The following is a 12,160-nucleotide window of genomic DNA, read 5'->3' as shown; positions in this document are numbered from 1 at the left end:
GGGTACGGGCCCGGCAAGGGCGCTAGCGTCGGACCCATGGACGACCTGGACTGGAATGAGGTGGGCTGGGAGGAGCTGTCCGCTCGGGCGGGGCGCATCCGGCTGCCGGGCTGGGACTGCACGACGGGCCTAGTGGTGGGCGACGGGGCGGCGTTGCTGATCGACACGGGTTCCTCACTTCGCGAGGGCGCGGCGCTGCGGGCGGACACCCGGCGCCTCATCGGGCCGCACGCGCGCGTGACGCATATCGCGCTGACGCACCCCCATTTCGACCATGTTCTGGGCACGGCGGCCTTCGCCGGTGTCGAGGTGTACGGCGCCGCGGGCATCGACACGGTGTTCACGCGGGGCCGCGACGAACTGCGGGCGTCCGCGGTCGCGCACGGCGTGCCGCACGAGGAGGCGGCCGATGCGGTGGACGTGCTCGTCGTGCCGCACCACCGGGTGTGCGGGGAGTGGACGCTCGATCTGGGCGGCGGGCTCCAGGTGCTGCTCGCGAACGTGGGCCCGGCGCACAGCGGGCACGACCTGGCGGTCCTGGTCCCGGGCACGCCCGAGGTCGTCTTCTGCGGCGACCTGGTCGAGGAGTCGGGCGAGCCGCAGGCGGGCCCTGACGCGGTGCCGTCCCGTTGGCCGGCCGCCCTCGACCGGCTGCTGGAACTGGGCGGCGAAGACGCCGTGTACGTCCCCGGGCACGGAGCCGCGGTGAATGCGGAGTTTGTCCGTGCGCAGCGTGCCGCGCTGGCGGCGCGTTTCGGCGTGTCGTAACCGCACGGCAGTTCGTACTCCTATCGTCTGCAGAATGCTCCCACCCGTCTCCCGCCACCGCCCCTCCAACGAGGGCCCTTCGGGCCCGCAGAGGCGTCTGTACTCCCCCGACCTCACCCCGCCCTGGAAGAAGCAGCAGGCCGCGCCCGAGGTGGCGGCGGACGTGGATCTCGTGGTCGAGGAGGTCACGACCGGGTTCTGCGGGGCGGTCGTCCGCTGCGAGAAGACGGCCCAGGGCCCGACGGTGACCCTGGAGGACCGCTTCGGCAAGCATCGGGTGTTCCCCATGGACCCGCGCGGCTTCCTGCTCGAAGGCCGGGTCGTCACCCTCGTACGTCCCGTGGCCGCAGCGCCCGTACGTCCCACGCGCACGGCCTCCGGATCGGTCGCGGTCCCCGGGGCGCGGGCGCGGGTCGCGCGGGCCGGGCGCATCTACGTGGAGGGCCGGCACGACGCGGAGCTGGTGGAGCGGGTCTGGGGCGACGACCTGCGCATCGAGGGCATGGTCGTGGAGTACCTGGAGGGCGTCGACGACCTGCCCGCGATCGTCGCCGAATTCGCTCCGGGGCCGGACGCGCGGCTCGGCGTCCTCGTCGACCATCTGGTGCCCGGCTCGAAGGAGTCGCGGATCGCGGCGCAGGTCACCGGCGAGCACGCGCTGGTCGTCGGCCACCCCTACATCGACGTGTGGGAGGCCGTGAAGCCGTCGGCCGTGGGCATCCGGGCGTGGCCCCGGGTGCCGCGCGGCCAGGACTGGAAGACGGGCGTGTGCCGGGCGCTCGGCTGGCCCGAGAACACCGGGGCGGCCTGGCAGCACATCCTGTCGCGGGTGCACAGCTACCGCGACCTGGAGCCCGAACTCCTGGGCAGGGTCGAGGAGTTGATCGACTTCGTGACGCTGCCCGCGGACCTGAGCTAGGGCCTTTCGTTTGGATCAGACCGGATCAGGGAGCGGGGTCATGGGGGTCCCCCTGCCCGAGCGCGGCCGAGAGCTTGGGGGAGTCGGCGACTGACGACAACGCCGCGAGGTGCGGTGCCAGACCCCACGAGCCCGGCATGATCCAAACGAGAGGCCCTAGCCCGCTCCGGGCCCGCCTCAGTCGACCAGGTCGCGCACGACCGCGTCGGCGAGGAGGCGGCCGCGCAGGGTGAGGACGGCGCGCCCGGACTCGTACGGGGCCGCTTCGAGCAGGCCGTCGGACAGGGCCCGGCCGGCGGCGGCGCGGCCCGCGGGCTTCAGGAGCGACAGCGGGCAGCCCTCCAGGAGACGCAGCTCCAGCAGGATGCGCTCGACGCGCCGGTCCTCGTCCGAGAGGAGCTCGCGACCGGCGCCGGGCGAACGTCCCTCCGCGAGGCGTCCGGCGTAGGCGCCCGGGTGCTTCACGTTCCACCAGCGCACCCCGCCGACGTGGCTGTGCGCGCCGGGGCCCGCGCCCCACCAGTCGGCGCCGCGCCAGTACAGCTCGTTGTGCAGGCAGCGCCCGGCGTCGGTGGTGGCCCAGTTCGACACTTCGTACCAGTCGAAGCCCGCCCCGCCGAGGACCTCGTCCGCGATCAGGTAGCGGTCCGCGTGGACGTCGTCGTCCGTCATCGGGACCTCGCCGCGGCGGATGCGCCGGGCGAGCTGGGTGCCCTCCTCGACGATCAGCGCGTACGCCGACACATGGTCGGGCCCGGCGCCGATGGCCGCCTCCAGCGAGGCCCGCCAGTCGTCGTCGCTCTCGCCGGGGGTGCCGTAGATCAGGTCGAGGTTGACGTGGTCGAAGCCCGCGGCGCGCGCCTCGGCGACGCAGGCCTCGGGGCGGCCGGGGGTGTGGGTGCGGTCGAGGATCTTCAGGACGTGCTGCTTGGCGCTCTGCATGCCGAAGGAGATCCGGTTGAAGCCGCCCTCGCGGAGGGTCTCCAGGTAGGCGGGGCCGACGGACTCGGGGTTGGCCTCCGTCGTCACCTCGGCGTCGGGCGCGAGCCCGAACTCGTCACGGATCGCCCCGAGCATGCGTACGAGGTCGTCGGCCGCGAGGAGCGTCGGGGTCCCGCCACCGACGAACACGGTCCGCACCTGGCGCGGGGCGTCGCCGAGAACCTTGCGGGCGAGACGGACCTCGTCGACGAGTGTGTCCGCGTAGTTGTCACGCGAGGCGAGCACACCGCCGGAGCCGCGCAGCTCGGTCGCGGTGTACGTGTTGAAGTCGCAGTAGCCGCAGCGCGTGGCGCAGTACGGGACATGCAGATAGAACCCGAGGGGCCGCTCCGCCGCCCCGGCCAGGGCGGAGGCGGGCAACGCGCCGTCATCGGGGACGGGCTCACCGTCGGGAAGTGCGGAAGGCATGGACCCATTGTCCCGCAGCCGCGAGGTAGTCCCGCCGGTCGCGCCCGTGAGGACTTACCGGGCCTGCAGTACCAGCAGGGCCAGGTCGTCGTCCGGTGGGCTTTCGGAGAATTCGTGGACCATGCGTCTGATCCGTTCGGCGAGCAGAGGTGCGGTGAGGCCCGTGCAGCCGGCGAGGGCACGGGAGAGGCCGTCGCCGTCGTCGAACTGCCGGTGCCCGTCCCGGCGCTCCGTCACCCCGTCCGTGACGCACAGGAGGGTGTCGCCGTCGTGGAGGACGAGGCTCTCGCTGGTATAGCCGGGATCGTCGACGACGCCGAGGAGCACCTGGGGCTCGGCGGCGCACTCGACCAGGCCGTCGGGCCGCAGCAGGAGCGGCAGCGGGTGTCCGGCGGACGCCAGGGTGCAGCGCATCCCGTCCCCGGTGGGCACCAGCTCCCCGTAGAGCAAGGAGAGGAAGCGGGGCGCGCCCTCGGGTGTGAGGCCCTCGCCGCCGGCGGCGGCGAGCGCGCGGGCAGCCGCGTCGGCAGCCTCCGTGGCGTCGTCGAGGAGGAGCCGGTTGAGCCGGTCGAGGACCTCGGCGACCTGGTACCCCTCGCGGGCGAGCAGCCGCAGCCAGGGCCGGGCGAGGCCGATGACGACGGCTGCCTCGGGGCCCTTTCCCTGGACGTCGCCGAGCGCGAAGCACCAGCGGCCGTCGCCGGCGGGGAACACGTCGTAGAAGTCGCCGCCGGGGCCGCCCGCGTCGCGTGGCTCGTACACGAGCGCGGACTCGATGCCGGGGATCTGCGCGACGGCGGAGGGCAGCAGTCCGCGCTGGAGGATGCGGCTGATGGTGGCCTGCCGGGTGTAGCGGCGGGCCGCGCTGACGGCGAGGGCGACGCGGCGGGCGAAGTCCTCGACGAGGCCGGTGACCTCGTCGGGGAAGCGCGTCAGGCCGGCCCGTCCGATGAGAAGGGTGCCCACCGCGCGACCGCCCGCGCTGAGGCGGTAGGCGAGCGCGGCGCCCGCCGGGTCGCCGCCGCGGCTCTCGAAGGGCCACGGCACGGGGACGGCCGCGCTTCGCGCCGCGTCGGTGGGCTGCGGCGGGTCCTTCTCCAAGATCTTGCGGAGCTCCTCCATGCGGTTCTCACTGGTGTGCCAGACGCGGGCGAGGCGGGGCGTGGCGAGGGCGCCGGTGCCGCGGCCCGCGCGGTCGGCGGCGCCCCGGTCGGGCCTGCCGTCCTCGTCGTCGAGCCAGACGGCGCACCAGTCGGCCATGCGCGGCACCAGCATCTGTCCGGCGAGCGAGGCGACCTGGTCCTCGTCGAGCTGTCCGGCGAGCAGGTCGGAGGCCTCGGCGAGGAAGGAGAGCGCACCGCGGTTGACCCAGTCCTGGTCGTGGGGGAAGCGGCGCGGCGTGGGAGCCAGTATTTCCGCGGAGCGCAGCCCGCGCTGAAAGGTTCTTGCGCCGGGGTGCGCCTCCGGGGCGTCGCCGCCCCGGCCGGCTTCGTCGACGGGGAGCCGGGCCCAGACGGTCTTGGTGCCGGGCTGGTACGTGATGCCCCAGGCGTCGGAGAGAGAGGCCACGAGGCGCAGCCCGCGCCCGCACTCGGGGGTGTCGGGGCCCATGTCGACGCGGTCGCTGCGGACGGCGCGGGCGGGGTGATGGTCGGAGACCTCGATGACGAGGGCGGCGGGCGCGCACGCGCCGTCCGGGTCGTCGGGGTGGCCGCTTTCGAGGCGGCACAGCAGCTCGACATTGGTGCCTGCATGGACCACAGCGTTCGTGACGAGTTCGCTGAGTACGACCACGGCGTCGTCGGTGAGCCGGTCGCCGCCGCCGGACGTGGTGGTCAGGCCGAGTTCGGCCCAGTCGGCGAGAGCGCCCCGTACGAAGCGGCGCGCCGCAGCCGGGGCCAGCGGGTTTCCGGGCAGCGAGGTCCGCACGACGGCCGGTGCTCCCGGGGGGCGGGAGGGCTCGTCGGTGGCGTACGTGGTCTCCCGTTGCAGCGGAATGGACCCCACGGTGCGGCTCCTGAGCAGTTCGGGCAAAGACGCCTCAGGCGACACGGACAGAGTGACAGACCGGCCCCACCCATAAGCACCGAGTTATCGAAGTGGGCCACCATGAGCGCGAACAGTGCTACACGTGTTCAGGATCCGGCCGGATCGAGGCCACCGAACTGCGTGCGCTTCTCGCCGCGATGACGTCGGCGCGGGACGGCGATTTCACCCAGGCCCCGGAGACCGGGGAGGGCCTGGCGGCCGAACTCGGCGCGATGTTCGACCAGATCACGGACCGCAGTCGGCACTGCAACGCCGAACTGACGCGCGTGCGGCGGGAGATCGCGCGGCACGAGGGGGTTCGCCGAGCTGACGGCCCGCCTGTCCGCCGTCGAACGCGAAACTGACGGCCGGCACCCTGCCGGACGGCGCCGAACTGCGCCGCCAGGTGACACATATGGAGGAGCTGTTACGCGAGATGCGCCGCGGCCGCACACCGTAGTGGCAGGCCGCGACGCATCCCTCGAGCGGTGACGCGGGACGTCACTCCTCGCGTGAACCCGCGTACATCCCGTCGATCAGATGCCCGGCTGCAAGCTCCCGGGGGACGACCCCCGCACCCCCAGCCGAGCCCGACTCAGACCGCCGCACCGTCGGCGCCCCCGACCCGCCGGACCCGGCGACGCAGGCGCGCAACCGGCCACCGACCCCTGCCACGCCCACACAAACCCGGCCTACTTCTCGCGTGAACCCGCGTACATCTCGTCGATCAGGTGCCCGTACTCACGCTCGACGACCGGCCGCTTCAGCTTCAGGCTCGGGGTCAGCTCGCCGTGCTCGATGTCGAGGTCGCGCGGCAGGAGCTTGAACTTCTTGACGGTCTGCCACTTCTGGAGGCCCAGGTTGAGCTCCTTGACGTAGCCCTCGACCATTTCGACCGTGGCGGGGGCCGCGACCACATCGGCGTACGACTTGCCCTCCAGGCCGTTGTCCTTGGCCCACTCCAGGATGGACGGCTCGTCGAGAGCGATGAGCGCCGTGCAGAAGTTCCGGTCGGCGCCGTGCACCAGGATGTTCGAGACGTACGGGCAGACGGCCTTGAACTGGCCCTCGACCTCGGCGGGCGCGATGTACTTGCCGCCCGACGTCTTGATCAAGTCCTTCTTGCGGTCGGTGATCTTGAGGTAGCCGTCGGGCGACAGCTCACCGATGTCGCCGGTGTGGAACCAGCCGTCGGACTCCAGGACCTCGGTCGTCTTCTCGGGCAGCCCGTGGTAGCCCTGCATGACGCCGGGGCCGCGCAGCAGGATCTCGCCGTCGTCCGCGATCCGCACCTCCGTGCCGGGCAGCGGCTTGCCGACCGTGCCGGTGCGGTAGGCCTCACCGGGGTTGACGAAGGACGCGGCGGAGGTCTCCGTGAGGCCGTAGCCCTCCAGGATGTGCACGCCCGCGCCGGCGAAGAAGTAGCCGATCTCGGGGGCGAGCGCGGCGGAGCCGGAGACACAGGCGCGCAGCCGGCCGCCGAACGCCTCACGCAGCTTCGAGTAGACGAGCGCGTCGGCGACCTTGTGCTTGGCGCCGAGCGCGAACGGCACCGAGGCCGAACCGGTCCTGCGGAAGTTGTCCTGGCTGGCCTTCGCGTACTCGCGCGCGACCTCGGCGGCCCACTGGAAGATCTTGTACTTGGCGCCGCCGCCGGCCCGCGCCTTGGCCGCGACCCCGTTGTAGACCTTCTCAAAGATGCGCGGCACCGCGGCCATGTACGTCGGCTGCACGACGGGCAGGTTCGCGATGATCTTGTCCACGCGGCCGTCGACGGCGGTGACGTGCCCGACCTCGATCTGCCCGGAGGTGAGGACCTTGCCGAAGACGTGCGCGAGGGGCAGCCACAGGTACTGCACGTCGTCCGGGCCGACCAGGCCGGTCGAGGCGATGGCCTTCGCCATGTACGACCAGTTGTCCTGCGGGAGGCGCACGCCCTTGGGCCGGCCGGTGGTGCCGGAGGTGTAGATCAGGGTCGCGAGCTGGTCCGCGGTGATCGCGCCGACCTTTTCCTTGATCAGGTCCGGGTTCTTCTCCAGGTGGGCGGCGCCGCGCTTCTCCAGGTCGGCGAGCGTGAGCACCCAGCCTTCGGGGTCCGCGGCGTCCGGCTCGACCCCGGCCTCGTCGATGACGACGACATGGGCGAGGTCGGGCAGGTCGGCCCGGCGCTCGCGGGCCTTGGCCAGCTGCGCCGCGTCCTCGGCGATCAGGACCTTGCTGTCCGAGTCCGCGAGGATGAACCCCGACTCCTCGGCGTTGGTCTGCGGGTAGACGGTGGTCGTGGCGGCCCCCGCGCACAGGATGCCGAGGTCGGCCAGGATCCACTCGACCCGCGTGGAGGAGGCGAGTGCGACCCGCTCCTCGGGCCGGACGCCGAGCTCGATGAGGCCGGCCGCGATGGCGTAGACCCGCGCCGAGGCCTGCGCCCAGCTCAGCGACTTCCACTCCTCGGGGCCCTCACCGGAGGCCGATGGCACCGGGTAGCGGTAGGCCTCGGTATCCGGCGTGGCCGCCACGCGCTCCAGGAAGAGGGCCGCCACGGACGGCGGACGGTTCTCGATCAGGGTCTGTGTGTCGCTCACGACGTCCTCCGGGGGCCCGCGGCAGCGCGGCGAGACTGGGCGCGGCTGGCTGTTGGCGGCTGTTGTTTAACTGGCGAGTAACTACCGAGCAGTGATCAGAGTAGAGCGCGGTCGCCCGGTGCGTAAGGGGCCGCAGCCTGTCACTTCTTGTCGACAGCCGCTGTACACACGGCCCCCACAAAAGACCCGCACAACAATGCCGGGAAATCAAGAGGCCCGCCGCACTGACGCGCGACGGGCCCCGGACCGCTGTGACGCGGCCTACTTCTTCTTCGAGCCGCTGTCGTCGCTGGAGAGCACGGCGATGAAGGCTTCCTGCGGCACCTCGACGGAGCCGACCATCTTCATGCGCTTCTTGCCCTCCTTCTGCTTCTCGAGCAGCTTGCGCTTACGGGAGATGTCACCGCCGTAGCACTTGGCGAGGACGTCCTTGCGGATCGCGCGGATCGTCTCGCGGGCGATGACCCGGGAACCGATGGCGGCCTGGATCGGCACCTCGAAGGCCTGCCGCGGGATGAGCTCGCGCAGCTTGGCGACCAGCCGCACGCCGTACGCGTACGCCGCGTCCTTGTGCGTGACCGCGGAGAAGGCGTCGACCTTGTCGCCGTGCAGCAGGATGTCGACCTTGACCAGGCTGGAGTCCTGCTCGCCGGTGGGCTCGTAGTCCAGGGACGCGTAGCCGCGCGTCTTGGACTTGAGCTGGTCGAAGAAGTCGAAGACGATCTCCGCGAGCGGCAGCGTGTAGCGGATCTCGACGCGGTCCTCGGAGAGGTAGTCCATGCCGAGCAGCGTGCCGCGACGGGTCTGGCAGAGCTCCATGATCGAGCCGATGAACTCGCTGGGGGCGAGGATCGTGGCGCGCACGACGGGCTCGAAGACCTTGTCGATCTTGCCTTCGGGGAACTCGCTCGGGTTCGTGACCGTGTGCTCACTGCCGTCCTCCATGGCCACGCGGTAGACCACGTTGGGCGCGGTGGCGATGAGGTCGAGCCCGAACTCGCGTTCCAGGCGCTCACGGATCACGTCGAGGTGGAGCAGGCCGAGGAAGCCGACGCGGAAGCCGAAGCCGAGGGCGGCCGAGGTCTCCGGCTCGTAGACGAGCGCGGCGTCGTTGAGCTGCAGCTTGTCGAGGGCCTCGCGCAGGTCCGGGTACTCCGAGCCGTCCAGCGGATAGAGACCCGAGAAGACCATCGGCTTCGGGTCCTTGTAGCCGCCGAGGGCCACGGTGGCGCCGTTGTGCAGGGAGGTGATCGTGTCACCGACCTTGGACTGACGGACGTCCTTCACGCCGGTGATGATGTAGCCCACCTCGCCGACGCCGATGCCGTCGGCCGGGGTCATCTCCGGCGAGGAGACACCGATCTCGAGCAGCTCGTGCGTGGCGCCGGTGGACATCATCCGGATGCGCTCGCGCTTGTTGAGCTGGCCGTCGACGACTCGTACGTAGGTGACGACGCCGCGGTAGGAGTCATAGACCGAGTCGAAGATCATCGCGCGGGCGGGTGCGTCGGCGACACCGACCGGGGCCGGGATCTCGGCGACGACCTTGTCGAGCAGCGCCTCGACGCCCATACCGGTCTTCGCGGAGACCTTGAGCACGTCGTCCGGGTCGCAGCCGATGAGGTTCGCGAGCTCCTCGGAGAACTTCTCGGGCTGGGCGGCCGGCAGGTCGATCTTGTTGAGAACCGGGATGATCTTGAGGTCGTTCTCCATCGCCAGATAGAGGTTGGCGAGAGTCTGCGCCTCGATGCCCTGGGCCGCGTCGACGAGCAGGACCGTGCCCTCACATGCCGCGAGGGACCGTGAGACCTCGTACGTGAAGTCCACGTGCCCCGGGGTGTCGATCATGTTGAGGATGTGAGTGTTGCCCGGGTCCTCGCTCGGGGCCCAGGGCAGACGCACCGCCTGGGACTTGATCGTGATGCCGCGCTCGCGCTCGATGTCCATCCGGTCGAGGTACTGAGCACGCATCTGCCGCTGATCGACCACACCGGTCAGCTGGAGCATCCGGTCGGCGAGCGTGGACTTGCCGTGGTCGATGTGCGCGATGATGCAGAAATTGCGGATCAGAGCCGGGGCGGTACGGCTCGGCTCGGGCACATTGTTAGGGGTCGCGGGCACGCAGGGTCCTGTCTCTTGAGGCGCCTGTCGCCTCGGGTCGGATCGATACGTAGATTCCATGGTCCCACGGACGCGGGACTGCGCCCGGTTTGGGCCGCTCGGAGCACGGCTGGTAACGTGGACAGCTGTGTCTCTTGCCCTCTCGGCACGAGGCACCTCAAGAGAAATCACCGGCATGTGGGTGTGAGCCCGCGTGCCTGAACCTGAAAAGGCTCATTTCGTGGCGAACATCAAGTCCCAGATCAAGCGGATCAAGACCAACGAGAAGGCTCGTCAGCGCAACAAGGCTGTCAAGTCCTCCCTCAAGACCGCGATCCGCAAGGCCCGCGAGGCCGTTGCCGCGGGTGACACCCAGAAGGCCGAGGAGCTGACGCGCGAGGCTTCGCGCAAGCTCGACAAGGCCGTCTCCAAGGGCGTCATCCACAAGAACCAGGCCGCCAACAAGAAGTCGGCGCTTGCTTCCAAGGCTTCTTCCCTCAAGGGCTGAGCACCCACTCCCTCACGGGACGGGCACTCCTTTGATGTGATCGCCGGACGGACCCGAGCGGGCCCTCTCTCTCCGCTCCCGGCCGGCACCCCGGATCTGCACGCGACTGCGTTCGCCACGCGGGTGCGGATCCATCGAGCTTGAACCTGAGACCCCGCACGGCTGTCCTTCCCCAGGATGGCTGGGCGGGGTTTTGGCGTGTGTGGGGGCTGCGCGTGGCAGGGGGTACGGGGGCTGCGCATGTCGGCGAGGGCCCCGCGTGGACCGGCGCCCGCGTGAACCGGAGCCCGCGTGAACCAGGGCCCGCGTGAACCGGAGCCCGCGTGAACCAGGGCCCGCGTGAACCGGAGCTCGCGTGAACCAGGGCCCGCATGGACCGGAGCCCGCGGAACCGGGGCCCGCGTGAACCGGAGCCCGCGTGAACCGGAGCCCGCGTGGACTGGGGCCTTACGGGAGTGAGGTGGCCGTGGGGCTGTGTGGCTCAGCCGCGGCGGGAGCGGGCGGCCCTTGCGATGGTGACCACGGCCTTCTCGAGGGCGTACTCGGGATCGTCCCCACCGCCCTTGACGCCCGCGTCGGCCTCGGCGAGGGCCCGCAGCGCGACGGCCACACCGTCCGGCGTCCAGCCGCGCATCTGCTGGCGCACCCGGTCGATCTTCCACGGCGGCATCCCCAGCTCGCGGGCGAGATCAGCGGGCCGGCCGCCCCGTGCCGACGAGAGCTTGCCGATGGCGCGGACCCCCTGCGCGAGCGCGCTGGTGATCAGCACGGGCGCCACCCCGGTCGACAACGACCACCGCAGCGCCTCCAGCGCCTCCGCGGCACGGCCCTCGACGGCCCGGTCGGCGACGGTGAAGCTGGAGGCCTCCGCCCGGCCCGTGTAGTACCGCGCGACGACCGTCTCGTCGATGGTGCCCTCGACATCCGCGCCGAGCTGCGTGACGGCGGACGCCAGCTCCCGCAGATCACTGCCGATCGAGTCGACCAGGGCCTGGCACGCCTCCGGCGTCGCGGAACGGCCGATCGCCCGGAACTCGCTGCGCACGAACGCCAGCCGGTCCGCGGGCTTGGTCATCTTGGGGCAGGCGACCTCGCGGGCCCCCGCCTTGCGGGCTGCGTCGAGCAGCCCCTTGCCCTTGGCGCCGCCGGCGTGCAGCAGCACCAGCGTGATCTCCTCGGCAGGCGCCGCGAAGTAGCCCTTCACGTCCTTGATCGTGTCGGCCGAGAGGTCCTGCGCATTGCGTACGACCACGACCTTGCGCTCGGCGAAGAGCGACGGACTGGTCAGCTCGGCGAGCGTGCCGGGCTGAAGTTGGTCGGACGTGAGGTCACGCACATCCGTGTCCGCGTCGGCGGCGCGAGCGGCAGCCACCACCTGCTGCACGGCGCGGTCGAGCAGCAGGTCCTCCTGCCCCACGGCGAGGGTGACAGGGGCGAGCACGTCGTCTGTTGCAGTCTTCCTGGCCATCGCGGTCAAGCATCCCACGCGGCACTGACAACGCCCGCCGTGCCGGAGAATGGCCAGGTGACCGACGCTCGACATGTACTGGTGCTGCCCGACCGCGACGCCGCGGAGGAGGTGGCCGAGGAGCTTCCCGACCGGTTCGGCGTCACCGAGGAGCCCCAGCTCGTACGCGACGCGCTGGCCGGTGAGGACGACGCCGAGGACGCCCAGTGGCTCGTGGTGATCGAGGACCCCACCGGCCGCCTCGACCCCGCCTCACTCGACGAATTCGCCGCGGAGCACGAGGGCTGGCTCGAGGCTCCTTAGCCGCGGCGGCATCGGGGCAGCGGCTCGGCTCCGCGGCATCGGAACGGCGGTTGAGGGCGGACCTTCGAGGGCTG

Annotated in this window: 10 protein-coding genes; 5 read left to right on the top strand and 5 right to left on the bottom strand. The window is 71.3% G+C overall.

The genetic code is table 11. The features are described 5' to 3' along the window. Window positions 1-36 precede the first annotated feature (36 nt). A complete protein-coding gene (locus CG723_RS17095) occupies window positions 37-768 on the top strand; it encodes an MBL fold metallo-hydrolase (RefSeq protein WP_100594251.1) in 732 nt (243 codons plus the stop codon). Window positions 769-802: 34 nt separating this feature from the next. Next, a complete protein-coding gene (locus CG723_RS17090; RefSeq protein ID WP_100594250.1) occupies window positions 803-1,687 on the top strand; it encodes a DUF3097 domain-containing protein in 885 nt (294 codons plus the stop codon). A gap of 177 nt (window positions 1,688-1,864) precedes the next feature. Here the strand turns inward: CG723_RS17090 and hemW are convergent, their stop codons facing one another. Further along, window positions 1,865-3,097 (bottom strand): radical SAM family heme chaperone HemW, encoded by a 1,233-nt coding sequence (gene hemW / locus CG723_RS17085; RefSeq protein WP_100594249.1) that lies wholly within the window; start codon window positions 3,095-3,097, stop codon window positions 1,865-1,867. A gap of 54 nt (window positions 3,098-3,151) precedes the next feature. Further along, on the bottom strand, window positions 3,152-5,104 hold the full coding sequence (locus CG723_RS17080) for an ATP-binding SpoIIE family protein phosphatase (protein ID WP_100594248.1): 1,953 nt from the start codon (window positions 5,102-5,104) through the stop codon (window positions 3,152-3,154). Window positions 5,105-5,196: 92 nt separating this feature from the next. On the opposite strand from CG723_RS17080, the gene CG723_RS17075 reads away from it, so the two are divergent. Then, a complete protein-coding gene (locus tag CG723_RS17075) occupies window positions 5,197-5,490 on the top strand; it encodes a hypothetical protein (RefSeq protein ID WP_100594247.1) in 294 nt (97 codons plus the stop codon). A gap of 327 nt (window positions 5,491-5,817) precedes the next feature. On the opposite strand, the gene CG723_RS17070 is transcribed toward CG723_RS17075, so the two are convergent. Together CG723_RS17070 and lepA are read right to left on the bottom strand one after the other, a co-directional pair. After that, entirely contained in the window at window positions 5,818-7,707 is a 1,890-nt protein-coding gene (locus CG723_RS17070; protein WP_100594246.1) for an AMP-dependent synthetase/ligase, read from the bottom strand. A 261-nt stretch (window positions 7,708-7,968) separates the two neighbouring features. Further along, window positions 7,969-9,828, bottom strand: a complete 1,860-nt coding sequence (lepA, locus tag CG723_RS17065; RefSeq protein WP_100594245.1) for a translation elongation factor 4 — start codon at window positions 9,826-9,828, stop codon at window positions 7,969-7,971. A 220-nt stretch (window positions 9,829-10,048) separates the two neighbouring features. Here lepA and rpsT point away from each other — a divergent pair, with 220 nt between their 5' ends. Continuing rightward, window positions 10,049-10,315: a 30S ribosomal protein S20 gene (gene rpsT / locus CG723_RS17060; protein WP_100594244.1), complete on the top strand. Its 267-nt coding sequence runs from the start codon at window positions 10,049-10,051 to the stop codon at window positions 10,313-10,315. Between the two features lie 481 nt (window positions 10,316-10,796). Here the strand turns inward: rpsT and holA are convergent, their stop codons facing one another. Beyond that, window positions 10,797-11,783: a DNA polymerase III subunit delta gene (gene holA, locus CG723_RS17055; RefSeq protein ID WP_100594243.1), complete on the bottom strand. Its 987-nt coding sequence runs from the start codon at window positions 11,781-11,783 to the stop codon at window positions 10,797-10,799. A 57-nt stretch (window positions 11,784-11,840) separates the two neighbouring features. Between holA and CG723_RS17050 the strand changes: the two genes are divergently transcribed. Next, window positions 11,841-12,086, top strand: a complete 246-nt coding sequence (locus CG723_RS17050; RefSeq protein ID WP_100594242.1) for a hypothetical protein — start codon at window positions 11,841-11,843, stop codon at window positions 12,084-12,086. Window positions 12,087-12,160: the final 74 nt, after the last annotated feature.

The organism is Streptomyces sp. CB01635, assembly GCF_002803065.1.
Taxonomy (GTDB): domain Bacteria; phylum Actinomycetota; class Actinomycetes; order Streptomycetales; family Streptomycetaceae; genus Streptomyces.
This window is presented reverse-complemented; position numbering and strand designations above follow the sequence as displayed.

What these genes read in the sequence shown, in the direction of transcription:
- CG723_RS17095 (WP_100594251.1), top strand. Translation starts at nt 37, where the DNA reads ATGGACGACCTGGACTGGAATGAGGTGGGCTGGGAGGAGCTGTCCGCT.
- CG723_RS17090 (WP_100594250.1), top strand. Translation starts at nt 803, where the DNA reads ATGCTCCCACCCGTCTCCCGCCACCGCCCCTCCAACGAGGGCCCTTCG.
- hemW (WP_100594249.1), bottom strand. Translation starts at nt 3,097, where the DNA reads ATGCCTTCCGCACTTCCCGACGGTGAGCCCGTCCCCGATGACGGCGCG.
- holA (WP_100594243.1), bottom strand. Translation starts at nt 11,783, where the DNA reads ATGGCCAGGAAGACTGCAACAGACGACGTGCTCGCCCCTGTCACCCTC.